This window comes from Oceanobacter sp. ABM4_470 (genome assembly GCF_056158645.1).
Map to the genome: position 1 here is coordinate 1,006,701 of NZ_JBSWTR010000001.1, position 24,423 is coordinate 1,031,123.

A 24,423-nucleotide genomic window follows, 5' to 3' on the forward strand; every position below is an offset into this window, starting at 1 on the left:
CCATCAATCAAGGTTCTGAATCCCACCATGAAGTACATGAACATTTTACGATTGATTGGACTGGCCACGCTACTTACCGCAGCCTGGTCAGCCCAGGCCGAAAACAACCCAAGCGGTGATTCGGCCACTTCTCCTCTTGAAGCGGCCCGCTTCTCTGAATTCCCGACCGACGTGCGCCAGCAACTGCTGGCCATGTTGGATCAATATCAGCTTGATCCCCAGCGCCTGATGGCGTGTGTTGACCAAAGCCGTGAAACAGTTGCTCCTGAAACAGGTGTAGCCGAGGCTGGTACTCGGTTTGAACTGAACTGGGACCAACTGACCACCTGTCTCGAACAACCGATCCAGACCCTTGATGAAGTTGTGGTCACCGGCAAATACATCGGGCTGGACGTCGAAGTACCGGAAATTGCCGGCCGATACGTAATGAACCGCGCCATGATCGACGCCAGCCCCAAAGGCAATGGCGAAATCAGCGAACTGCTGGCGGTATTGCCCGGCGTGCAGCTGGGTGACGAAACCCTCAGTGCCGACGAAGCCGGTGAAATCAAGGCCAAGCGAGTATCCATTTCCGGCGGCCAGGCTTGGCAAACCGGATTCTTTCTGGACGGTGTGAACATCAACAGCCGCCAGGACCCGGCGTCCTACAACCGCGATGTTGCCAATATCAACGACGTTGCTGGCAGTGCCCAGTCGGTCAACATTAACGAACAGTTGGTCGAAACCATCGAGGTATTTGATAACAACATCCCCGCCCAATACGGCGACTTCAGTGGTGGCGTGGTGGAAGTCAGCACTCGTGAGCCGGACGACGAATTTCGGTTCGGTATTGGCGTACGTGCCAACAACAGCAGCTGGGGTGAATACCACGTCTTCCTGAACGATGAAGACGTCGAGTTGCCCAGTGAGCCAGAGTACGAAAAGCGCTCCTACAGCCTCAATATGGAAGGCCGTATCAGCGAACACCATAAGCTGATGCTGGTGGCGAACCACAGCACCAGCGACATCACCAAAGTGTCATTTGATCAGGCGCAACAGACCAGCCGCGAAAACAGCAATCTGATGCTCAAGCTGGTGCAGCAGGATTTGTGGGTCGACCAACTGGAATGGACGGTGAATGTATCGCCCTACGAGAGCAAGGACCTGCTGATCAACGTTAAAGACAGCGATATCTCCATCAAAGGCGGTGGTTACAGCACCAGCCTGAAACTGCAGCAGGAATTCGATGACTTTACCCTGAAAAGCAAACTGGCCTACAACCTCAGTGAGAACTCCCGCCGGGCGCCGCAGCATTATTTGCCGTGGATCAAGTCACTGGGTAAAGAATGGGGCATCGACGGTACCGGTTTGTCCCGCGAGGGTGGCTATGGCGATATCGACAAAACCCAGCAGACGCTAGGGTTTGACCTCGACTTGACCAACATGTCCTGGCATTGGGGCAACAGTCAGCACTGGTTACAGGCCGGTGTGCAGCTGAACCATGAGCAACTGGAACGCCAGCGCTACAACGACAGTTACGTGTACAGCAACGCCCAAAACGGCATTCAGGATCTGAACTGCAGTGGCTTTACACTCGACTGTATTGAGCTGCAACGTTCGATGACCGAGGAGCAGTTGGCGGCACAGCTGGGTGTCGATGAGCTCGACTTCAACAACGCCGAGCACATTGCCGCTTATGAGGCCACCATCATCAGCTCGCCGCAGTACTTCAAGGTACGTCGTGTTTACCACGCTGAACACATCAATGTGGCGGTCAACAAGGCGGCGGCTTACATCACGGATACGGTCGACTGGCACAACTGGACCCTGAACCTCGGCTTGCGCTACGAAACCGACGACTTTTTTGGCAACCACAACATTGCGCCGCGCATCAGTGCTGGCTATCGCCTGTTCGGTGACGAAGACCGCCTGATCACCCTCGGTTTTAATCGCTACTACGACTCCAATCTGCTGACCTACAAGGTGCGCGAGAAACAAACTCCGTACAGCATCGAGAGCCGTGCATTGAACAGTGACAACTATGTTCAGGGCTGGCAAACCGCGACCGGTAGCGGCGGTGATCGTTACGTTTATCAAGACGTTAAAACGCCTTACAACGATGAGGTCGTGGTGGGTTGGAAACACGCCACCTGGGCGGGTAACTACTCTATCAAATACGTGCAGCGTTGGCAGCGTGACCAGCTGGTGCGTTCCGATGAGGACTACTACAACCCGACCGATGGTTATACCTATCGGTATCAGGTGAACGAAGGCGAAGGCCTGAATCGTCGGGTCAGTGTGTCGTGGGCGCTGTCGTTGGATGAGCACAGCCTGTGGGCCAACAGCAGTTATCAGATTTCCCAGAGCTACAACGGTGGCTACGACACCGCGGCGGAAGACACCGATGAAGCCGATCTGGTCGCGCTGTACACCGAAGATGAAAACGGCGAGGGGGTTTATACCGAAACCAGCCGTGATTCGCTGGAGCGCTTTATCAGTGAATTTGGTCAGCCTCTAACGGTGAACTTTGGCTGGAGCAGCCACTGGTCCGACCGCTGGATGACCAGCCTGTTTGGCTCTTTCCGGGGCGGTTACAAAAGCTGGCGTGATACCGGCAGCGAGTACGAAAGCACGCAAATCATAGCCAATAGCGATGGCTCAGGGGCGGGCACCAGCCTGGCGATACCCGTGTATGAAGAATACCGGGTACCCAAACGCTGGCTGTTTAACGCCGCCATGTCGGTGAAGGTATTCAACGGGGAGCACCATCAACTGACCCTGCGTACCGACATCAACAACCTGTTCAACAGCCGTACCTTCACCGTCGCCGACGGTGATTCCGGTATCGAGCTGGGTCGTCAATTCTGGTTTGGAGTGAACTATGACTTCCGTTAATCGCTGGCAGGCCCCGCTGAAAGGTGCTGTGAAGAAAACGGCGTTTGTTGCCATGGCTGTTGTGTCGACCGTGATGACAACGAGCCTGTCCGGCTGTGCCGTGTGGCAGGCCGAGCAGGATTCAAACGCGGTATCGCAAAACGCCAAACACCAGCGCTTTGACCCTGACCCTCGCATTGTCAGTGAAACCCTCGACAACGGTTTGTCGGTATATCTGGTCGACACCAGCCAGAACTTGCAGCAAGCCAAAGAACGTCAGCAGAGCAAAGAGGGCACTGAACCCGCTTTTGCTCAGGAACAAACACCGGAACAGACAAACAGACCAGCCACCAGCGAACTGATTGTGCGTTTGGTAGTGCATACCGGCTCGGTGGATGAAGCCGATGACCAGCTGGGTGTGGCACACATGCTGGAGCACATGGTGTTCCATGAAACCGAAGATTTCCCCGAAGGGCTGCATGCCAGATTCAAGCAGCTGGGCTGGATGACCGGCCGGGAAATCAATGCGGTTACCCGTGAAGAACTGACCCAGTTTTACGTGCGCTTGGCCGGTTCCGATGCTCAGATTCGTACCCAGTTAAGCCATGCGCTGGCGGTGCTTTCCAACATCGCCACCAAGGCTGCTATTCAGCCGGCTGCCTGGCAGCAGGAACGGCAAGTGGTGCTGAACGAATGGCGTCGTTCCGACCCCAAGCGGGATCGGGTGAACCGCGCGCGCAAATACATTGTGCGTGACGGTAGCCAGACTGCTCAGCGTCCAACCATCGGTACTTACGAAAGCATTAATGCACAAACCGCCGATCAATTGCGGGCGTTTTATCAGCACTGGTACCAGCCGAACAACATGTCGCTGGTGATTACCTCGGCCTTGCCGATTGCTGAACAACGGGCGCTGGTGGAGGCATCGTTCGGGCGTCTGGTGGCGGATCATCAGGTTGAACCCTTCTGGCAGCGCAGCTGGCGTCAGATATCGGTACAGCCTCGATTAACGCTGGGCACCATCGAACGTCAATCCGCTCTGCGTGTGGTCGATGGCGTGCGTTTGCCGCTGGGCAAATCGAGCGAGCAGGGCGATGTGAATCAACGCATGATCGAGTATGTGCTGCGCAAGGCATTGCGAGCGCAACTGTATCGACAGAACGATGCGTTGGACGACGCTTTCATCAGCATGACGCGCTCGGAGTTGGATGGTAATACCCAGGTGGTTGGTTTTGTGGTGCGTTCCATAAATGATGCCCTGCCAGCCAATGAGCAAAATGTTGCCCGCTTATTGCAACGATTGCGGACCGAAGTTGCCCGCTTGCAGCAGTTTGGTATTCAGCCGGAGTTCATCAACAAGGAGATATCAGAAACCCTGGCCCTTGCCACCAAGCTGAAAAACCATCCATCGGAGCCCGATGCCGCCCAGTGGCAGGATCGGATCGTGAACGCGCTGATTGACCATGACGAACGCACAGAGCCGGTGCAGTATTTTGCCGAGCTGGAAGCCGTACTGTCTGTCATGACCGCGGATGACGTTAACCAATGGCTGTCGCAACACTGGCTGAGCAGTGCTGACCGTTTCCTTTACGTCGAGGGCATTGATGCCGAGAAGCTCGATGAATCGCAGCTTATCGCGCTGGATAAACAGATTTCGATCACTGACCAACAGCCAGCTCAGGAGCCGCTTAAGCCAGAACATCAGCTGGAAGCACCGGTAGAGCTGGATTTGCCTGATCTGGTTGTTGGAACAGCCAAATACCAGAAGCTCGACAGCGCAGTGAATATCTCAGCCAATAGCACGGCCATTCAGCAGTGGGCGCTGGGCAATGGGGATTCTGCGGTAGTTGTGACGATACCAGTAGGTCAAGTAGCTGTGGATCAAGTGCCAGGCAGCGGTTCCCCTGAGCTGTCCCAGTTACAAATACGCGGCGCCTCCGCGGCGGGTTATGGCTCAGAGATTGAAAGCGGTAACCAGCCAGAGGCCATTCAGAGCGCCGCCGATCAGGTTCAACTGCGGCAGTTGGCGATGCAGCTGGGCGAGCAAAGCGGCCTGCCGGGCTGGAGCGACTGGCAGTTTCAGGATTGGAAAAAACGCCACGGCGTACACTGGAGCATCGATCAGTCGGCCCGACAGTTGTCGTTGGATCTGAATCTGTCCGTTGAACAGGCCTTTGGTGATGAAACCCTGGGGCTGCTGAACGGCATGTGCCTGATTCAACAATGGCGCAAGCAGGGTGCGCTGAATGACGAAGCGATGGCGTTTATCAGCGATCAATACAGCCAAAAGACCGCCAATATTGAGAAGCAAGCCCGCCAGCAGGGTGCTGATGAATCGAAGCGGACCAACAAACAACGCATCACCGATGCTCAGCTTGGAAAACGACCGTTCCGGGTCGATATCGATTGGACGAAGATCAAGCGAGAGCAGCTGGATGCCTTGTATCGCCAACAAATGCAGCAACCGGTGCAGTGGTTGATTCGGGTGCCTCAGTCTCGCGTGGCAGAACTGCAACAGGCCGTAGCAAGCTGCATGGACGGTGTTGAGGTACTGGCTTCCGATGCGAGTGCTCTTAACAGCGACAATGCGGCAGCGAATGCCAATCGGGCTACGCTGCGGCAGTTTCTGCAAGTACGCCAGGTGGATGGCAAGCAGCAGTTGCAGCTGACTGGCAAGGCGGAACACCGCGCCGAGTATCAGGGATTGGGCGAAGCCGAGTACCAGTGGTCTGTTACCAATGAGTTGATACTGCCAGTGGTGCAGGAACTGGCGGTCAAGGCATTGAAGCAACGACTGCGACAGGAACTGCAGGGCATTTACAGCGCCCGCTTTGCGCTGGAACCAGACAGTGACAGCCAGGCATTGAAAGTAACACTGTCGTTTGAAACTGCACCGCAGCGACTGGATGAAATCGCGCTGGAAAGCCAAAAGGTGCTGGAAAGTTTGTCCGATCAGTTTACCGATGCCGACATACAGCGGGTGCTGGACTTGCACCGTCAACGCATGCTGCTGCCGCAGGCTCAACCGATTTTGTCGGTGCAGTGGCTTGACCAGTACCGTCGTTATGAAGGCCCTCAGGCGTTGTGGTCGGCCTTGCATCAGTCTGCAACCGACGCTCAAGGCGCGGCCTTGATCTCGCAATGGCAGCAGGCGTTGCAGCACGTATCGGTGGCGGATGTTCGGACGGCGATAAGCCAGTGGGTACCACCGCAGAAGTGGTTGCAGGTTTATACCCGCGCGGCGAAATAACCAATCAGGCTCGCTAATCCTAATCAAGGCCAAGCCCTCTGGATCGATGATTCAGAGGGCTTTTTTGTACCTGTGAGTGGATGATTAGGGACCCTCTGAAAAACTCGGTGCCCGCTCTGGATGACAGGGCGATGCTGAATCACGAAGCTGATTTGCAGGCCTGACGAGTCAAGTCAAAAATCAGCGACACAGAGTCAGCAATGCCCTGTCATCCCCGTAGGGCGCGGCCTGCAGCCTGCCAGAACGGTGTTGGCGAATTTGGAAAGGACTGGTCATTCCGCTGCATTCGCCGCCTTGTTCTGACAACCTGCAGGACACGCGCAGAGCTGTGCAGAGTTTTTCAGAGGGTCCCTAGAGAAAATTTAAACAGCCGGTCAGTTTGCCAGACAATCCGTCATTGAACAGCCGTTAAGTGTCAACAATGGCAGTGCAGATAATGAGAACTGGGTCCGGAAACGACAATTCATCGGCTTCAGCGTTGACGTTTTTTTGTGGGTGGTGAAAATTCGAGCCATTCGGAGTGAGGGGCTTCCTCATCCCAAAGAACCAAGAAAGAACATTGCTCTAAGCACGTAAATAAACACAAAAAGAGATGTCACAGGAGGTGATGTATGTCGCAACCGTTATCCGCTGACGCGGCCGCATCCATGTCGGCGCTGGCGTTAAAGTTTGAACTTGAAACCGGCAACCGTATTCGTTGGCGTAATGCTCCGGAAGGTATGGCGGCCATTTTGAATATGTCGCTTCATTCTGGCCGTGAAGAGTTGGTTGCTCTTGCCAATCAGGTCGTCGCCAAACTCTGTGATGTCTGGTTGAACGAGCTTGCCAGCCGTGGCCTGAATGTCGCGGGTGCAAGCAGCTATCGTGGCGCGACGCCGCTGGTGGCGGACAACACCCAGCCTCAAAAAGCGAAGCAAACCACGTATCGTGGGGTCACCAGTCAGACGACTTCCGAGGCGCCTGTCGCTGCCAAATCCCAGCGCATGTACCGTGGACAGGTGATTGAGGATTGATTGTTTCCGTCTGGCGGTATCAAAGCAAAACCAAAGCAAAACCTGAACGTCAGTTTTAGCCTTTTACCTCAAGAGCGTTACCCCAAAGCCAGCGGTGGTATTGATTGGCAACGATGCCAGCCAGTCCACCACATCCAATGCGATCGATGGCAGGTCTTCCTCCGGCTGTTCGATATCCCCCTGGCCGTACCAGCGTTGCTGCAGCCAGATGCAAAACTGATCCAGTGCTGCGGTACTGGTGTCGCCCTCTGGCGTCGTTGCAGTTGCTGATGCTGCTCCTGTTGATGCTGCCGCATAGGATGTCAGCCGGGCTTGCCAATGTTCAATCGGTTCACCGGTGTTGCGTTGCAGCCCCTGCAGTGTGGCCATCCGGTCAATCCAGCGATGGCAATAATCCAGATCCTCTGGCCAGTTGTGGTATTTCCGTTTTTGCAGGCGATATTGAATCCAGCGTTGCAGTGCTGTTGCCAGCCAGCGCTCGCGGTAATACCAGCCTGCGGTCGCGGCGATAGCAAACACGATCAACAAGGGCCAGGCGCTGGTGAGCAGCCACAATAGCCTGCCAACCACAAATCCCACCGGTGCCAGCAGCAACCAATACAGCGCAGACCAAATCCAGCGGCCAAGCAGGTTGATCAAGGTGTCTGTGATGGAGTGTGTTTGACCGGACTCCAGCTCGCTCTGCTGGCTGCGGTGCTGAATGTAGCGATTAAGCTGGTCGGCGGTGCTGTTAAACCAGCCTTCGTCGTCTGCTGTGGTTGAGCGCGGGTAGGCTGGCGTCGGTTCGAAGCTGAGCCACTTGCCTTCAATCCAGGCTTCTGCCCAGGCATGGCCGTCAATGGCACGCAGCTCAAAGTAGCCCGTCACCGGGTTGCGCTGGCTGGCGCTGAAACCGGTTGCCAGCCGGGCAGGGATACCAAGGCTTCGCAGCATCACCACCATGCTGGATGCAAAGTGCTCGCAGTGGCCGCTTTTGCGATCAAGCAGAAAGGGCGCTAGCGGCGTGTTGCCCTGATGATCGACCACCGATTGCAGGCTGAATTGATAGTTTTCCCGTAAATAACTTTCCAGTTGCTCTGCCCGTTGCAGTGGTGTGCCGCCAGCTTGGGTGATGTTGCTGGCGAGTTTGCTGATGCGCGGGTCCAGATTGGCCGGTAGCTGCAGGTCGTTGGCATCCGGTGCGGGCAGTCGACTGACGCTGCGGCCATGGATATGTTGCGGTTCACTGACGACGGTATAGCGGGTGTCGGCTGGCAACGGCTCGGCCGTCACCGGATGATGCCAGCGATCACTGGCGATGCTGCTGGCGGCAATGGCAACGCGCACCGGGGTATCGACGGCGGGTAGCCAGGCGCCAACAGGGTGCTTGACGGTAAATTCCTGATACAGCAAGCCTTGGTCGGAGTGTTGTCCATGTTCCGCGGGCAGCTCGAACTGGCCATCGCCATTGGGTAACCACTTCTGCAAATGGTCTTGCTCGGTGCGCCATTGGCGTCCATCAAAATGGTTAAAATTGCGGACTTTTACGTAGTGATTACGTGGCTTGGAGTGTTCTGCATTGCTGGAGTAGTTGGTTTTCATCAGCAACACAACCGCATCCAGGTCGAGTCCTGAGGTGGTTGCCGGATCACGGCTATCGACGGCGTCTTCAATGGAAAATTGCTGGCGAAAGCCCGGGTAATCATAGGCTTGCTGGCTGGCAGGAATCTGGTCGCTTTCCCACAAGGCTTTGGGGGCCAACGAGCTTTGTTCGTCTTGTGACTGTTCAGCTTTGCCTGTGTCTGAATTTGTCGGCTGCTGCTGCGAGCGCTCGGCTTCGGCATCCCACAGCGGATTGCTGATGCTGCTGTTTTGGCTCAGCGGCATCACGGTGCCGCCAATATTGGCTTGCGGAGGCATCGGCAGCAATAGATACGCCAACAGCGCGAGTCCAACCACCGCAGCGGTTGGCAGCCAGGGAGCCATGCCGCCAACATGCCTTGGCGTCTTTGCTGAATCTGGCTGTTTTATTTCAGCAGATTGTTCGGTGTTCAGTTCCCGCCAAAGCGCTGGCAGCAATAAACACACACAGGCGCTGTAGGCCAACATCAGCATCAAATAACTGGCTGACGTCGATTCAGCAGCACCAATCATCAAGGCGGCAAAGCCGGATGCCAACCCAACGTATTGGCGTTTGGAAGCCGCTTGAGCACTCTCGCTGGTCAAGTTCAGTGCCAGCTGGCTGGCCACCAGTAATGCCATCAGGGCCAGCATCAAATCGGTGGTGAACAGCAGCATCAGAAAGCACAGCAAGCCCAGGGCGGCGATGGCATTGCCGAACACAAGGCGCTGTTTGGCATCGGGACGATTGGTTTGCGCCATGCGTAAACAGGCGTAACTGCCAGCGGCGGCCAACATGGCCAGTAGCCAGGCAGCACCCGTGCTGCCAAACAGAGTGGCAGCGGCTCCCAGCAGGCCAAGGCCAAATTGGGCGCTGTGCCAGAGAGCGAACGGGTTGAGGGAGCGGATTAGCGGTTTAAACATGGCGGTTCTTTTTGTATTCACCCGAATCATATTTCGCGTAGCCAGCGTTGCAGTCGACTGGAGGCGTGCAGTTTCAAAACCCGTCGGTTCGGGTTGGTGCCCGGTTCCGAATGCCAGCCTTCGGGCCACTGCTGCATGGGCTGATCAAAACTCGCATCACAAAGCTGTATGTCCAGCACACTGGTGCCGTTCGCCAATGGCAAACGCGACACATTCACTTGTGGCAGTTGGCTCTGGTTGCGGATCAGAATCAAGGTGCTGGCATTAGCCCCCGTCAGTGCGCTGCCGATGACTGATTCATAGCTCTGAATATTGAGGGAGTGTGCTTGCCACGGCTTGGCCTGGGTCAGCGCCATCAGGTAATCCCCTTGTTGGCCACGGCCGTTGCCGCCAACCGCAACGTCAAACGGATATTGGCCTCCACACACCAGTCGCATGGAAACGCCGTTCTGCTGCGCCCAGTGCATCATCGACGCGGCAATGGTGATGCTGTGTTCAAAACTGCACCTTGGGTATGGGCCAGTATTGCTGGCAGGGTCGGCGTCCAGTACCAGCAGGAAATCCTGGTGGCTGATGCTGTCGAACTCTCGCACCATCATTTGCTGATGGCGGGCTGACGCAGCCCAATGGACGTGACGCAATGAATCGCCATGGCGATAGTCACGGATGCCAGCGTATTCATTGTGTGCCAGAGCAGCACTGCTGTGGGTCGGATTGGGTGCCATCGGTTGTGGCTGAGCAGCAGTGGTCGCCGGTATGGCGGTAATGGGCACAATTTCGGGTTCAATCAATAACTGGCAATGTGTCAGCGGCACTGTGCGGTAGTGGGTTTTCAGTCCGAATGGCCAGCTGCATCCAACTCGTACATGCGTTAGTTCGAATCGGCCGCGTTGGCCGGTTGCGACCTGGATGACAGGACGGTCCTCGGTTGTCCACCACACCAGAGTGCGGCGAGCGATTCCGGATTCTGTATTTTCTGAATCGGCGTTTTCAGTGTCAGTGCTTTCTGAATAGCTAGTCGATACGAAGGGTAACGACTGTTCGATCACACACATGGCCAATGGGTCATGGGAACGCAGTCGGTATTCAATACCGACCTGGCCATTGGCATGGGCCTGCCCGGATTGCCGAGCTGATACCTGCACGGAGCGTAATGGCAGCAGCGGCAGCAACCAGCTGGCCAGCCATAAGGCCAGCACCAGTGCCACCATGCCGTACAGCAGATTAATGCCACGATTCCAGGCCACCAGAAAACACACGACGGCGATCACCAACAACAGCCGATGGCCACCCAGCTGGGCTCGAATGGCTGCCAAGGCCGGGTGCGTGGACGCAGCCGCCATCAGACGGTCTCGGTTGTGCCGTTGGTATTGGCTGTCTGCCCGGGTGTTTGTCCAGAAGCTTGTCCAGACGAATGCCCAGAAGTCTGTTTGGCGTCGTCGTTCGGCTGCTTGGCAGTTGCCGCTGTCTGGTCTGGCAGTGGCAGGTCGGCAAACAGCTTGCTCCAGAACTCAGCCCGGGCTTCCGCTTTTTGCAGCGCCGGGTCGCGGAAAATAATCCGATGGCTTAATACCGGCTCGGCAAGAGTCTGTACCGTGGCTGGCGTCACCTGTTTTTTGCCGGTCAGCAAGGTCAGGGCTCGGGCGGCGCGCATCAGCGCCAGTGCGCCGCGTGGGCTGGCTCCCAGTGTGACTTGCGGATGCTCGCGGGTGGCGCGCACCAGTTGATTGATGTATTCGAGCAGGCCTTCGCCAAGCGGAATCTTGTCGCAATGGGCTTGCAGTGCTTGCAGGGCTTTTTCGCTCATCACCGGTTGCAGGGTGTCCAGTGGGTGGCCATTGAGCTGGGATTTCAGAATCTCCAGTTCCTGGGCTTCACTTGGGTAGCCCAATGACAGCCGCATAAAGAAACGGTCGAGCTGGGCTTCCGGCAGCGGGTAAGTACCGCTGAATTCAACCGGGTTTTGAGTGGCGATGACCATAAATACCTTGGGCAAGGCATGGATGTCGCGGTCGAGGCTGACGGTGCCTTCGGCCATGGCTTCCAGCAGTGCCGACTGGGTACGGGGCGTGGCACGGTTGATTTCGTCAGCCAACAAAAGATTGGTGAACACCGGGCCCTTGATCAGCTCAAAGCGATGTTCACTCTGGTTGTAAACACTGACGCCGGTAATGTCCGACGGCATCAGGTCGGGGGTACACTGCAGGCGTTTCATGTCCACCTGTACCGATTTTGCCAATGCCCGCGCCAGTGTGGTTTTGCCCAGACCGGGAACGTCTTCCAGCAGCAGGTGGCCACGGCACAGCAGGGTGGTGAGCGTCAGCAGCAGCGATTGAGGTTGACACATGACGACGGACGACAGGTTCTTGTGCAGTTGTTGCAGCGCGGCGACCGGGTTGCTCACAGGGAATTCCTTGAATGGCTGGGCAAATAGGTCGGTCAATATAAAGAGCCTGTGTGACAAGCGCAAAAATTGGCGCACATAACAGCCACTGCATTTGTTCTCAGAGTCGACAGTGGGGTCTTGTAACCAGCGGTTTTACTGGCACACTGAGGTATTCAGAGGGTTCCTTGCCTCATACTGGACGGATATGAAATCAGCCCAAATTATTTATAAGGCCATGGCGTGTGTTGGCGTTTCGCTGCTGTTGCAGGGGTGCTCGGATGATTCCTTGAGCCGCGCCATCAACAGCCCGCACCCGGCGGGTGAAGACAGCCAGCAAGTCGTTTATTACTCCAGCTTTTCCCAACGCCCGAAGCATCTGGACCCGGCGCGTTCCTACAGTGCTGATGAAGGCCGCTTTATTGACCAGATATACGAGCCGCCGCTGCAATACCACTATCTGAAACGGCCCTACGAGCTGATTCCGTCCACCCTGACCGAAATGCCCGTTATTACCTACACCGATGCCGACGGTAACCCGGTCGCGGAAAACGATCCTGCACTGGCCTTCAGCACCTATACGTTGACCATCAAACCGGGCATTCGCTATCAGCCGCACCCGGCTTTTGCGCAAAATGACCAGCAACAGCCACGTTATCGATTTGCCGATGCCGCCGCATCGGCGAGCTACCGAACGCTGGCGGATTTCACCGAAACCGGCAGCCGTGAGCTGGTGGCTGAGGATTATGTTTACCAGCTCAAGCGGATTGCTGATCCGGCCAACCTGTCGCCGATTCGCGGGGTGCTGGCGGAGTACATTGTTGGCATGGACGAATTTGCCGAAACCGTCAGCGAGGCCCGCAAGCAGCAAGAGAGTGATCCCCGTTACCAGCAAACGGGCTGGCTCGACTTGCAGCCGTTTGATCTTACCGGTGTGCAGGTGCTGGGCAAGTATCAATACAGCATTCGCCTGAAGGGCAAGTATCCGCAGTTCAAATACTGGCTGGGTATGCGCTTTCTGGCCCCGGTTCCCAGACTGGTGGACGAGTTTTACCACCAGCCCGGATTGGCCGATCGCAACATTGTGCTGGACTGGCACCCGGTCGGCACTGGCCCCTTCATGATGACGCAGAACGATCCCAACGAAGCCATCATTCTGCAACGCAACCCCAATTATCACGACGACCGCTATCCGTCAGAAGGCGAACCGGGCGACGCCGAACACGGCTTGCTGGCCGATGCAGGCAAGCGGTTACCCCTGATCGACAAGGCAGTGTATCGACTCGAAAAAGAAAGCATCCCGCTGTGGACCAAGTTCTTGCAGGGCTATTACGACCGTTCGGGCATTGGCAGCGACAGCTTTGATCAGGCGGTGTCGGTCAGCAGCACGGGTGTTGATCTGAGTCCGGAACTGAAAGACATGGGCATCAGTCTGAGTGTCGAAGTGGTGCCTGCTACCTATTACTTTGGCTTCAATATGCTCGACCCGGTGGTGGGTGGGCAGTCGTTGCCGGGAGCAGAGCAACAAGCCGATTCAGAAGCCCAGAAACAAGCCCAGAAACAAGCCCAGGAACGTGCTCGCAAACTGCGTCAGGCCATCGCCATTGCCTACAGCGAGGAAGATCGTATTTCCATTTTTCTGAATGGCCGCGGTGAGACCGCCCAAAGCCCGATTCCGCCGGGCATCTTTGGCTATCAGCAAGGGCCAGAGGGCATTAACCCTTATGTGTTTGACTGGAACCCGACCATTCGTAAGGAAGGCTCGGACAGCGTCGGCGCGCCGGTTCGCAAGCCCATTGACGTGGCTCGCAAGCTGCTGGCGGAAGCCGGTTACCCGGATGGCCGCGATGCCCAAACCGGTGAGCCGCTGGTGTTGAATCTGGATACCCCAACCGGTGGCGGTGCTGCCAGTGCGCAACAGGTTTGGTTGATCAAGCAATTCAAGAAGCTGGGTATTCAGCTGAATATTCGTGGCTCTGACTACAACCGCTTCAAGGACAAGATGCGTTCGGGTAACGCCCAGCTGTTCCAGTGGGGTTGGTCGGCGGACTACCCGGATGCCGAAAACTTCCTGTTCCTGCTGTATAGCAAGAATGGTCAGGTGATCACCGGTGGCTCCGGGGTTAACGCCAGCAATTTCAGCAATGCGGAATACGATCGCTTGTTTGAACAAATGAAGCTGATGCCGGATTCGCCAGAGCGACTGGCGCTGATTCGACAGATGCTGGAAATCTATCACCACGAGGTACCCTGGGCGTCGGGGCTGCATTTGCACTCTTACGTGCTGGATAACCCCTGGGTTCGTAACACCAAGCCTCATGGCATCAGTACCGCAACCCTGAAATACATGGGCATCGACAGTCGCATGCGTGAGTCGCTCCGAAAAGAGCGCAATCAACCGGTGTGGTCGCCGCTGTGGATTGTCGGGCTGGTGGTGCTGGTGTTGATGATTCCGGGTTATCAGGCCTATCGCCGCCGCCAGAACCAGCGCGTGCTGGTATCCCCCACAGCCAAAGGAGGGCACAACTGATGCTGGCATACATAGTTCGGCGTTTGCTGTACGCCATTCCGATTCTGATCGGGGTTAACCTGCTGACGTTTGCGCTGTTTTTTATGGTCAACTCGCCCGATCAGATGGCTCAGGCCCAGCTGGGCGACAAACATATGGACCCGCAGGCCATTGAGGCCTGGAAAGCCCAACGCGGCTACGACAAGCCTTTGTTTATCAACGATGCCGAAGACAGTGACGGCTTGCTGACCGACACCATTTTCTTCGATAAATCCGTGCGCCTGTTCGTGCTCGATTTTGGCAAATCGGACGAAGGCCGCTCAATCGCCGAAGACATCCTGCAACGCATGTGGCCAAGTCTGGCGGTGGCTCTGCCGACCTTTGTGATTGGTCTGGCGGTGAACATTGTCTTTGCCCTGTTTGTGGTGATGTTCCGCGCCAGTCTGTTTGATACTGCGGCCATGGTTGCCTGCGTGGTGCTGATGTCGATATCTGGGGTGTTCTACGTGTTTGCCGGTCAGTTCTTTTTTGCCCGGATGTGGAATCTGGTGCCTATCTCCGGATATCTGGGCGGAATGGATGCCATTCGCTTCCTGATCCTGCCAGTGATCATCGGCGTGATTGGTGGTATCGGCAGCGGCACCCGTTTGTATCGCACCTTGTTTCTGGAAGAAGCCAACAAGGATTACGTGCGCACCGCCCGCGCCAAAGGCGTGCCTGAATTGACGGTACTGTTCCGTCATATTTTGCCCAATGGCCTGATTCCGATTCTGACCAGTGTGGTGGTGGTTATCCCGTCGCTGTTTATGGGCAGCCTGCTGGTGGAGTCGTTTTTTGGCATTCCGGGGCTGGGCAGTTACACCTTGGATGCGATTCAGGCCCAGGACTTTGCCGTGGTGCGCAGCATGGTGTTTTTGGGTTCCATTTTGTACATCGTTGGACTGATCCTGACGGACATTTCCTACACCCTGGTTGATCCACGAGTGAGGTTGTCCTGATGGAAATGCTGATGACGGTAAAACCGGTGTTGCTGTGGAGCGACTGGCTGATTTTCCTGCTGGTGCTGACGCTGATTCTGTTTTTTATCAACCTCGGTAAAAACCCGGTGGCGCGCAAACGCTGGCGCTCGGTGTTTGCTTCCCGGGTGGGCATGGCGTCGTTTCTGGTGATTGTGTTTTACGTGCTGATCGCCTTGCTGGATTCGATGCACTTTCGGTATCCACTCGACAAACTCGAAGGTTCGGATGAGCAGCACTACAGTCAGGAGGTCAACAGCCTGCTGGACGTGGTGCTGGTGGACTTGCGTGGCCATGATGAAAAAACCTATTCGTCGCCATTCGCCATTCACTCGTTCTCGAAGGAAAACCGTACCCTCGACAACGGTCAGGTGGTACGTGATTACCCCAGACTGGAGTATGCCGGTAGCCACTTGCGCAAACACGAAACCGTTGGCTCCGATGTGTTTGAACGGTCAATGAATGCGCTGGTGGTGGGGCTCGGCATTGCGCTGGTACTGGCGTTGCTGATTCAGCTGCTGCGACGGCTGACCGGCAAACAGGCATCGGCATGGCTCCCCTGGAAAACCGTGTATCTGACGCTCGGCGGCCTGATTCTGGTGACCGTCTGGATTTTGCAGGTGGGCGGCTATTACCACATTCTGGGCACCAACAAGGTTGGTCAGGATGTGCTGTTTCAGGCGATTAAAGCAGTGCGCACCGGGGTATTGATCGGCACGCTGGCGACGCTGATCACCTTGCCGATTGCCGTAATACTGGGCATTGCCGCCGGCTATTTCAAAGGCCTGATCGACGACGTGGTGCAATACATCTACACCACGCTCAGTTCGATTCCCGGTATTCTGCTGATTGCCGCGTCGGTGTTACTGATTGATGTCTACATCGAAACCCATGCCGAGCAATTCCGGCTGTCGGCCGAACGGGCTGATTTCCAGTTTTTGGCACTGTGTTTCATTTTGGGTATGACCAGCTGGACCGGCCTTTGCCGCTTGCTGCGGGCAGAAACCCTGAAGGTGAGTCAGCTCGACTATGTGCAAGCCGCACGGGCTTTTGGGGTTAGCCACAGTCGTATTATTGGCAAGCACATCCTGCCTAATGTCACCCACATTGTGCTGATTGCGCTGGTACTGGATTTCAGTGGTTTTGTATTGGCCGAAGCGGTGCTGTCTTATATTGGCGTCGGGGTTGATCCGTCGATGGCCAGCTGGGGCAATATGATCAACGAGGCCCGCGCCGAGCTGTCTCGTGAGCCGGTGGTCTGGTGGTCGGTCAGTGCCGCGTTTGTGATGATGTTTGTATTGGTGCTGGCAGCCAACCTGTTTGCTGACCGCGTTCGTGATGCCTTCGACCCAAGGACGGTGAACTGATGTCGCTGCTTGAAGTTTCCAATCTCACCATTGAATTGCCTGCCAGTCGTGGCCCGTTTGCCAGTCCGGCACAGACATTGGTGAATGGCATTTCCTTCGCCATTGAGCCGGGTGAGATTCTGGCTCTTGTTGGTGAAAGTGGTTCGGGTAAATCGCTGACGGCCCTGTCTATCTTACGCCTGTTACCCGATGCACTGAGGATTACTGCAGGCAGTGTGCAGTTGCAGGGCGAAGAGCTGTTTGCCCTGACGGAAAGGCAGATGAATCGGGTACGTGGTTTCCGCGCCGCGATGATCTTTCAGGAACCGCAGGTGGCACTGAACCCGGTGCAAACCCTCGAACAGCAGATAGGTGAAGTGCTGACCCTGCACAAGGGACACACTGGCCAGGCTCGACGAGATGCCGTGGTTGGCTTGTTGCAGGAAGTTGGCATTCCCGACCCACAGCAGCGCCTGAGCTGGCACCCGCACCAGCTCTCTGGGGGTCAGAAGCAGCGCGTAATGATTGCCATGGCACTGGCGTGTGAGCCCGATTTGCTGATCGCTGACGAGCCAACCACGGCTCTGGATGTGACCATTCAAAAGCAAATTCTGGAGTTGCTGAATCAGCTGCGCAAACAGCGTCAGCTGGGTGTGCTGTTAATTACCCACGACATGGGCGTGGTGTCGGAAATGGCGGACCACGTCGCTGTGATGCGCCATGGCGACATTCTCGAATATCGCTCAGCAGCGGAGTTCTTTGCCAATCCCCAGCATGAATACAGCTGTCAGTTGATTCATTCATTACCGGAACGCCGTTTCCGACCTTCCCAGCAGCAGCCGCAAGCGCTGCTGACCGTAGATAACCTGAAAGTGTGGTTTCCACAGCGCCAGGGCATTTTGCAGCGTGTCGTGGGCCATACCAAAGCGGTGGATGGCGTGTCGTTGCAGATTCACAAAGGCGAAACCCTGGCTCTGGTCGGCGAATCCGGCTCCGGCAAGTCGACGGTCGGGCGGGCCATTCTGGCTCTGGAACCGGCGACCGAAGGCGATATCCGTTTTTCCGGACAGTCGTTGCAGGGGCTGTCTGACAAGCAGTTTTTGCCCTACCGAAAACGCATTCAGGTGATCTTTCAGGACCCGTTCTCGTCGATGAATCCACGCATGACCATTCGTCAAATTCTGGCCGAAGGCATGACCAGTCTGGGGTTGGCAGGCAAGGGAGAAGAGCACGAAGCCAAACTGGAGCAACTGCTGGAAAGGGTGGGACTGGAAGCCCAGCATCTGGATCGTTATCCGCACGAATTTTCTGGCGGTCAGCGCCAGCGCATCGCCATTGCCCGTGCCATTGCGGTTGAGCCCGAACTGATCATTTGTGACGAGCCAACCAGCGCGTTGGATGTGTCTATTCGTGGTCAGGTGATGGAGCTTCTGTTGGAGCTGCAGCGTGATATGGGGCTGAGCTATTTGTTCATCACCCACGATTTGTCGATCATTCCGCATTTGGCTCATCGGGTCGCTGTGATGAAAAACGGCGTACTGGTGGAACAAGGGCTGTGTGCTGATGTGATGGATGCCCCTCAGCACGAATACACCAGGGCATTGCTGGCAGCAGCGCCGGTGCTGTAATCAAGGGCAGAAATTTCACCGCAAAGGGGGATGAAACCGACATCGCCCTTGAATACCGCGCACTTGCCACCATAACCTGTGGCAATCGTTATTTTTGCCTGCCGGATTCCGAGGCAGGCCAATGTCTGGAGCATTGCGTGAGCCAACTGACCCAAAGCCAGGTAGAAACTGCCCTGGCGAGCTACACCGACCCGTACCTTGAAACCGATTTGATCTCAGCCGGTGCCTTGCGCTCGGTGCAGATTGAAGGTGCCCGTGTGGATGTTGAACTGGAGTTGGATTATCCGTCCGAATTCCTCAAGGGCGGTGTTGCCCAGTTGCTGCAAACGGCGCTGGAAAACATCGACGGCTGTGAGCAAGCGACCGTCAACATCGGTTGGCATGTAGACGCCCACAAAAGTCACGACGGCGGCGAAGCGCTGACGGGTGTGAAGAACATCGTCGCAGTGGCGTCTGGCAAAGGCGGCGTTGGCAAATCGACCACCACGGTGAATCTGGCCCTGGCGCTGGCCAAAGATGGCGCCAAAGTCGGCTTGCTGGATGCGGATATTTACGGTCCGAGCCAGGGCATCATGCTGGGTGTGGTGGACGGCACCCGGCCGGAAACCATCGAAGGTAAATGGTTTGTGCCAGTGGAGGCCCACGGTCTGAAAACCATGTCGATGGCGTACCTGGTTACCGAACAAACGCCAATGGTATGGCGTGGCCCGATGGTGGCCGGAGCACTGACCCAGATCCTGAATCAAACTCAGTGGGGCGAGCTGGATTACCTGTTGATCGACATGCCACCGGGCACCGGTGACATTCAGCTGACGTTGAGCCAGAAATACCCGATTGCCGGCTCAGTCATCGTCACCACCCCGCAGGATATTGCCTTGGCGGATGCCAAGAAAGGCGTCGAGATGTTCCGTAAAGTGGGCATTCCGGTGCTGGGTATGATCGAAAATATGAGCATGCACATCTGCTCGAACTGCGGCCACGCCGAACACATCTTTGGTGAACACGGCGCGGATCGTTTGGCAGAAACGTACAGCACCAGGGTGCTGGGTTCACTGCCGCTGGCCAAATACATTCGTGAGCAGGCCGATGCCGGTACGCCAGTGGTGGCAGCGGATGACAGCTCGGAAGTGGCCATGATGTATCGTCATGCAGCTCGCCGCTTGGCCGTTGCACTGGCTCGTGGTGGTGAGGCCGCCAGCGATATGCCAGAGATTGAAATCTCGGACGATTAATCTGTGTCTGCTGCCGTTGCCGCTGGATCGGGCATCGGCAGCAGAGCGGAAACTTACGGTTTCCGACGGATCTATTCAGCTGATAAGTGTTCTCATTTGGGTGCAAAAGCGTCAGGGCCTTACTGAATAACTCAGTGCCCGGTCCATACCAACCCTTTGTCAGGACAGACAATGACTCCCAGATCCATGCTTATCACTGCACTGGTGGCTGCCGGTGCTTTCTCCATTGCGCTGGCGTTAACCCAATCGCGCCAACATACCTCCAGTGACACCTTATCGACACCGACTTCGGATGCCACCCCGGCTGACCCGACGCCGAGTGATCCTTTGCAATTTCCAGCCGACGACTTCACGGTAGAAACGGTCACCGTGAAAACCGCCAGTGGCGATCAGCAGATCACGGTGCACAGCTACAAACACATTCCGTATGTCGCCAACCCGGTTGACGCAGACTATCAGAGCCTGGATGTGCAGGTGCCGGTGGCCATCAATGGTCAGCCGCTGGACGCCAGTGCCGCGCCGGTGCTGCTGAACATCAAGATTGGCGGCTACCGCTCGGTCAACAACGCCAACCCGGATCAAGGGTTTGGTGGGCGTCGTGGCGGCGAGGGTAAAAGTCGGCCTGGCCCTGGTGAGGGCAGAGCTCAAGAAAGGGTTCAGGGAACTGCTCAGGGAATGCAAGCAGGCCTGGAAGCGCCAGCAGAGGGCTTTGGTCCTCGTGATGGTGGCCGTAAAGGGCGTGATGGTTCTGATAGTAAGGGCCCAGGCCCGCAACGCGGTGCCCGGATGGGTGAAGGCATGGGCTCAGACAAGGCGCAGTTAGCGCTGGCCGCCGGCTATGTGGTGGTTACGCCGGGCGCCCGTGGCATCGATAACGTCAATGCCGACGGTATTTACTACGGCACGGCCCCTGCTGGAATCGTCGATTTGAAAGCGGCGGTGCGTTATATCCGTCACAACGATGCGGTGATGGCGGGTAACGCCAACTGGATTGTGTCAGCAGGTTGCAGCGCGGGTGGTGCCATGTCGGCGCTGTTGGGCGCTTCCGGCAATCAGGACTGGTACGCGCCGTATCTGAAGGCGCTGGGCGCAGCGGATGAGCGCGACAATATCTTTGCCAGCGCTTGTTACAGCCCGATCACCGACCTGGATCATGCCGATATGTCCTATGAGTGGATGTTTGGCTATCAGCCTCTGCGTGGTGAGCTGGTCGACCAGCAGGTATCCGGTCAGTTACAGCAGCAATACCGTGACTATCAGGCCGGGCTGGCCTTGCATGGACACCATGGTTTTGGCGTGTTGACGGCGGATAACTACGCCGACTACCTCAAGCAGCAATACCTGCAACCCATTGCCACAGCCCATATTCGCACGCTGGATGATGAAGCGCGGCAGCAGTACCTGACGGACAACAGCTGGATTCGTTGGGATGGCCAGCAAGCGGACTTTGACTTTGCAGACTATGTGGCTGATTTTGGCCGCATGAAAGGCGCACCGTCGTTCGACAGCTTTGAACTGTCGACGCCCGAGAATCAGCTGTTTGGTCTGGATAGCCAGCGCGCCAATCATTTCACGACGTTCAGTCAGGACTACAACTCGGCCTCCGAGGCGCCCTTGGCCGATGAGCTGCAACAGCGGGTGAATATGATGAACCCAATGTATTTTATCACCGCGCCCAAGGATCAATCGCGCAGCGATATCGCACCACATTGGTGGCTACGCAACGGCAGTCATGACAATAACAACGCCGCGGTGGTGATGTTCAATCTGGCGCTGGGGCTGGAACAGCAGGGCGTTGATGTGAATACCGCACTGTTTTGGGAGGGCGGTCATTGTGCCGATGATGACCCACAAGGCATGGTCGACTGGATTGCTGCCATTACCGGTTATCAAGCGGGTAGTGCGGGTCAATGATTGGCTGGAACTGAGTGAACAGCAGACATCAGAACAAGATGTCAGAAAACAAAAAAGCGGCCCTCCATGGCCGCTTTTTTGAGGTGGCGCCGTCATGGTTTCCCATTAACCAAACGCTCCTTGTTTGGGCTGACGCCCGGGTGCTGTGGCTTGGCCACATTCTGACAGCCACGGGTGGCTGCCTGGAATCTGATGCTTCGACCTGGTTCTACGTCGATAAGAGTGCTGTCGCTTTTGGCATAAACGCCAGCTAAGTCAGCCTTACTGTCATCAAAGTATCCGAGCTATTGATAAAAAGGAATATTAGATAATACCGTGGGGTTTGATCGAAAAATTAGAAAGGTTTTCCATTTGAGAAGCAATCTTATTGGTAGAGCCAATAGCGCTGCCAACGATCGAGGACTTTTTCAGGGTAGGTGGTGCGGCCAAGGCTGCCGTTGTAACGAGCCAGTGCCCGTATCCAGTTGCCTTTTTCCTTGTCGAGGTAATGTTTGAGAATGGTGCAGCCGTAGCGCAAGTTGGTGGCCATGCTCATCAGATTATCGTCTTCACGGCCAATCTCACGTTTCCAGAATGGCATGATTTGCATGTAGCCCTGGGCGCCTACACGGGACACAGCAAAGCGGTCGAAGGCACTTTCAACGTGAATAACCGCAAGCACCATTTCTGGCGAGATACCTGCCCGGGTGGCTTCCTGATGCACCAGCCGGAGGAATTCCAGCCGTCGTTTGCGGTTCTTGAGTTTGATCCAATTCATGCCAGCCAGTCGGGCTTGCATATCAACCAGCCAGACTTCGGCATCAAAACGATCAGGGAAAGACTCAGCAGCAGAGGCGGCTTCAAGCAGGGCCTGACGCAGCTCCGGGTCGTGATTGGGCATGGCTTCTGCCTGGCTCTGGAGTGAGAGGCCCCAGAGCAGGCAGCAGGTCAGCGATGCTGTGACAAGGGCGCTGAGGCCCTTGTGCAGTGGTTCTATCAGCATTTCGCCTGGGACGTCAGGAAGGCCACCAGTTCTTCAGCGGCAATTTCCTGTTTCTCATCGCTGCGACGCGCCTTGTACTCAATGGTGCCCGCTTCCAGGCCGCGATCAGAAATCACGATGCGGTGCGGAATACCCATCAGCTCCATATCAGCAAACTTGACGCCCGGGCTGGTCTTCTTGTCGCGGTCGTCCAGGTACACTTCCAGACCCGCAGCGGTCAGCTCGGCGTACAGAGCTTCGGTTTTTTCACGCACGGCTTCGGAGCGGTGGTAGTTCATTGGCACGATGCCAACGTGGAACGGTGCGATGGCGTTTGGCCAGATGATGCCATTGTCATCGTGGTTCTGTTCAATCGCAGCCGCAACCACACGGCTGATGCCGATGCCGTAGCAACCCATCATCATGGTGCGATCCTTGCCGTTCTCGTCCAGTACGGTGGCCTTCATGGCTTCGGAGTACTTGGTTCCCAACTGGAAGATATGACCGACTTCGATACCGCGTTTGATCTCGATGGTGCCTTTACCACATGGGCTTGGGTCGCCAACCACCACGTTGCGCAGGTCGGCAAATTCCGGCAGTGGCAGATCGCGCTCCCAGTTGATGCCGAAGTAGTGCTTGCCATCAATATTGGCGCCAGCGCCAAAATCAGACACGACGGACAGGGCATGATCGGCAATGATGCGCATCTTCAGGCCAACAGGGCCAATGGAGCCAGGGCCGGCACCGACGATTGGGCGCATTTCTTCTTCGGTGGCAAACTCAAAAGGAGAGGCCACACCGTCGAGTTTTTCGGCTTTGATTTCGTTCAGTTCGTGGTCGCCACGAACCAACAGGGCAATCAGCTCGTAGTTGCCATTTTCGTCTTTCTCGCCACGAACAATCAGGGTCTTGATGGTTTTTTCAATGGCAATGCCATGCTGTTCAACCAGAGCAGCAATGGTCTTGGCATCCGGGGTGTCCACCAGCTCCATGGCTTGAGTGGCTGCTGGGCGCTCGCCAACCGGTGGCAGTGCTTCTGCCAGTTCAACGTTGGCAGCGTAGTCACTGGCGTTGGAGAACACGATGTCGTCTTCACCAGAATCGGCCAGTACCTGGAATTCGTGGGACTTGGCACCACCAATGGAGCCGGTGTCGGCCATTACCGGACGGAAGTCGAGATCCATACGCTTGAACACGTTGCAGTAGGCTTCGTGCATCTTGTCGTAGGTCTCTGCCAGGCTTTCCTCGTTGGCGTGGAATGAGTAGGCGTCTTTCATGATGAATTCACGTGAACGCATCACACCGAAGCGAGGACGGGTTTCGTCACGGAACTTGGTTTGAATCTGGTACAGGTTCAGTGGCAGCTGCTTGTAGCTGCTGATGTTGTTACGAGCCAGGTCGGTGATGACTTCTTCGTGGGTTGGGCCAACACAGAAGTCACGGTTGTGACGGTCTTTCAGGCGCAGCAGTTCGCCACCGTACTGGAACCAACGGCCGGTTTCTTCCCACAGCTCGGCAGGTTGTACGGCGGGCATCAGTACTTCCTGGGCACCGGCGCGATTCATTTCTTCACGTACGATGTTCTCGACCTTACGCAGGGTGCGCAGGCCCAGAGGCATCCAGGTGTAAAGGCCAGCGGCCAGCTTGCGAATCATACCTGCACGCAGCATCAGCTGGTGACTAACAACAACCGCATCAGCGGGAGTTTCTTTTTCAGTGGCGATCAAAAATTCTGTTGCGCGCATATCAGCTCGTCGAATCCGGTTGTCAAAACGTGTAATTGGCCCCGATTCTA

The 24,423-nt window shown here is 56.2% G+C and carries 15 protein-coding genes; 10 read left to right on the top strand and 5 right to left on the bottom strand.

The genetic code is table 11. The features are described from left to right. The first annotated feature begins 27 nt into the window (after nucleotides 1-27). The 3 genes from ACXADJ_RS04355 to ACXADJ_RS04365 all read left to right on the top strand — a co-directional run bounded on the left by ACXADJ_RS04355 (nucleotide 28) and on the right by ACXADJ_RS04365 (nucleotide 7,116). Nucleotides 28-2,874 (top strand): TonB-dependent receptor plug domain-containing protein, encoded by a 2,847-nt coding sequence (locus tag ACXADJ_RS04355; RefSeq protein WP_475063501.1) that lies wholly within the window; start codon nucleotides 28-30, stop codon nucleotides 2,872-2,874. Continuing rightward, nucleotides 2,861-6,103 (top strand): M16 family metallopeptidase, encoded by a 3,243-nt coding sequence (locus tag ACXADJ_RS04360; RefSeq protein ID WP_475063503.1) that lies wholly within the window; start codon nucleotides 2,861-2,863, stop codon nucleotides 6,101-6,103. The genes ACXADJ_RS04355 and ACXADJ_RS04360 overlap by 14 nt, the downstream gene beginning before the upstream one ends. A 611-nt stretch (nucleotides 6,104-6,714) precedes the next feature. Then, a complete protein-coding gene (locus ACXADJ_RS04365) occupies nucleotides 6,715-7,116 on the top strand; it encodes a hypothetical protein (protein WP_475063505.1) in 402 nt (133 codons plus the stop codon). Nucleotides 7,117-7,179: 63 nt separating this feature from the next. Here ACXADJ_RS04365 and ACXADJ_RS04370 read toward each other — a convergent pair whose 3' ends face one another. Genes ACXADJ_RS04370 through ACXADJ_RS04380 form a run of 3 tightly spaced genes read right to left on the bottom strand, consistent with a single transcriptional unit; the run spans nucleotide 7,180 to nucleotide 12,043 of the window. Further along, entirely contained in the window at nucleotides 7,180-9,639 is a 2,460-nt protein-coding gene (locus ACXADJ_RS04370) for a transglutaminase-like domain-containing protein (RefSeq protein ID WP_475063508.1), read from the bottom strand. 26 nt (nucleotides 9,640-9,665) lie between these two features. Next, complete coding sequence (locus ACXADJ_RS04375) at nucleotides 9,666-10,982, bottom strand: DUF58 domain-containing protein (protein WP_475063512.1); 1,317 nt, start codon at nucleotides 10,980-10,982, stop codon at nucleotides 9,666-9,668. Continuing rightward, the gene (locus ACXADJ_RS04380) at nucleotides 10,982-12,043 is read right to left on the bottom strand and encodes an AAA family ATPase (protein WP_475063515.1); all 1,062 of its coding nucleotides are present in this window, start codon (nucleotides 12,041-12,043) and stop codon (nucleotides 10,982-10,984) included. Before ACXADJ_RS04380 ends, ACXADJ_RS04375 begins: the two co-directional genes overlap by 1 nt. 187 nt (nucleotides 12,044-12,230) lie before the next feature. Between ACXADJ_RS04380 and ACXADJ_RS04385 the strand changes: the two genes are divergently transcribed. The 7 genes from ACXADJ_RS04385 (at nucleotide 12,231) to ACXADJ_RS04415 (ending at nucleotide 21,921) form a co-directional block, all read left to right on the top strand. Then, nucleotides 12,231-14,552, top strand: a complete 2,322-nt coding sequence (locus tag ACXADJ_RS04385; protein WP_475063517.1) for an ABC transporter substrate-binding protein — start codon at nucleotides 12,231-12,233, stop codon at nucleotides 14,550-14,552. After that, nucleotides 14,552-15,529 carry an ABC transporter permease gene (locus tag ACXADJ_RS04390; RefSeq protein ID WP_475063519.1) on the top strand — a complete coding sequence of 326 codons (978 nt, stop codon included), beginning with the start codon at nucleotides 14,552-14,554 and terminating at the stop codon, nucleotides 15,527-15,529. Before ACXADJ_RS04385 ends, ACXADJ_RS04390 begins: the two co-directional genes overlap by 1 nt. Then, on the top strand, nucleotides 15,529-16,914 hold the full coding sequence (locus tag ACXADJ_RS04395; protein WP_475063523.1) for an ABC transporter permease: 1,386 nt from the start codon (nucleotides 15,529-15,531) through the stop codon (nucleotides 16,912-16,914). The genes ACXADJ_RS04390 and ACXADJ_RS04395 overlap by 1 nt, the downstream gene beginning before the upstream one ends. Next, nucleotides 16,914-18,521: an ABC transporter ATP-binding protein gene (locus ACXADJ_RS04400; RefSeq protein WP_475063527.1), complete on the top strand. Its 1,608-nt coding sequence runs from the start codon at nucleotides 16,914-16,916 to the stop codon at nucleotides 18,519-18,521. The genes ACXADJ_RS04395 and ACXADJ_RS04400 overlap by 1 nt, the downstream gene beginning before the upstream one ends. Nucleotides 18,522-18,658: 137 nt before the next feature. After that, nucleotides 18,659-19,753, top strand: coding sequence for an iron-sulfur cluster carrier protein ApbC (gene apbC / locus ACXADJ_RS04405; RefSeq protein WP_475063529.1), 1,095 nt, complete (start codon nucleotides 18,659-18,661; stop codon nucleotides 19,751-19,753). 171 nt (nucleotides 19,754-19,924) lie between these two features. Continuing rightward, the gene (locus ACXADJ_RS04410) at nucleotides 19,925-21,667 is read left to right on the top strand and encodes a subtype B tannase (RefSeq protein ID WP_475063531.1); all 1,743 of its coding nucleotides are present in this window, start codon (nucleotides 19,925-19,927) and stop codon (nucleotides 21,665-21,667) included. Between the two features lie 38 nt (nucleotides 21,668-21,705). Beyond that, nucleotides 21,706-21,921: a hypothetical protein gene (locus tag ACXADJ_RS04415; protein ID WP_475063533.1), complete on the top strand. Its 216-nt coding sequence runs from the start codon at nucleotides 21,706-21,708 to the stop codon at nucleotides 21,919-21,921. A gap of 110 nt (nucleotides 21,922-22,031) precedes the next feature. Here the strand turns inward: ACXADJ_RS04415 and ACXADJ_RS04420 are convergent, their stop codons facing one another. Further along, a complete protein-coding gene (locus ACXADJ_RS04420) occupies nucleotides 22,032-22,547 on the bottom strand; it encodes a lytic transglycosylase domain-containing protein (RefSeq protein WP_475063535.1) in 516 nt (171 codons plus the stop codon). Nucleotides 22,548-22,642: 95 nt separating this feature from the next. Continuing rightward, entirely contained in the window at nucleotides 22,643-24,373 is a 1,731-nt protein-coding gene (locus tag ACXADJ_RS04425; RefSeq protein ID WP_475063537.1) for a proline--tRNA ligase, read from the bottom strand. Nucleotides 24,374-24,423 lie beyond the last annotated feature (50 nt).

What these genes read in the sequence shown, in the direction of transcription:
- ACXADJ_RS04355 (WP_475063501.1), top strand. Translation starts at nt 28, where the DNA reads ATGAAGTACATGAACATTTTACGATTGATTGGACTGGCCACGCTACTT.
- ACXADJ_RS04360 (WP_475063503.1), top strand. Translation starts at nt 2,861, where the DNA reads ATGACTTCCGTTAATCGCTGGCAGGCCCCGCTGAAAGGTGCTGTGAAG.
- ACXADJ_RS04365 (WP_475063505.1), top strand. Translation starts at nt 6,715, where the DNA reads ATGTCGCAACCGTTATCCGCTGACGCGGCCGCATCCATGTCGGCGCTG.
- ACXADJ_RS04370 (WP_475063508.1), bottom strand. Translation starts at nt 9,639, where the DNA reads ATGTTTAAACCGCTAATCCGCTCCCTCAACCCGTTCGCTCTCTGGCAC.
- ACXADJ_RS04375 (WP_475063512.1), bottom strand. Translation starts at nt 10,982, where the DNA reads ATGGCGGCTGCGTCCACGCACCCGGCCTTGGCAGCCATTCGAGCCCAG.
- ACXADJ_RS04385 (WP_475063517.1), top strand. Translation starts at nt 12,231, where the DNA reads ATGAAATCAGCCCAAATTATTTATAAGGCCATGGCGTGTGTTGGCGTT.
- ACXADJ_RS04390 (WP_475063519.1), top strand. Translation starts at nt 14,552, where the DNA reads ATGCTGGCATACATAGTTCGGCGTTTGCTGTACGCCATTCCGATTCTG.
- ACXADJ_RS04395 (WP_475063523.1), top strand. Translation starts at nt 15,529, where the DNA reads ATGGAAATGCTGATGACGGTAAAACCGGTGTTGCTGTGGAGCGACTGG.
- ACXADJ_RS04400 (WP_475063527.1), top strand. Translation starts at nt 16,914, where the DNA reads ATGTCGCTGCTTGAAGTTTCCAATCTCACCATTGAATTGCCTGCCAGT.
- ACXADJ_RS04410 (WP_475063531.1), top strand. Translation starts at nt 19,925, where the DNA reads ATGACTCCCAGATCCATGCTTATCACTGCACTGGTGGCTGCCGGTGCT.
- ACXADJ_RS04415 (WP_475063533.1), top strand. Translation starts at nt 21,706, where the DNA reads ATGTCAGAAAACAAAAAAGCGGCCCTCCATGGCCGCTTTTTTGAGGTG.
- ACXADJ_RS04420 (WP_475063535.1), bottom strand. Translation starts at nt 22,547, where the DNA reads ATGCCCAATCACGACCCGGAGCTGCGTCAGGCCCTGCTTGAAGCCGCC.
- ACXADJ_RS04425 (WP_475063537.1), bottom strand. Translation starts at nt 24,373, where the DNA reads ATGCGCGCAACAGAATTTTTGATCGCCACTGAAAAAGAAACTCCCGCT.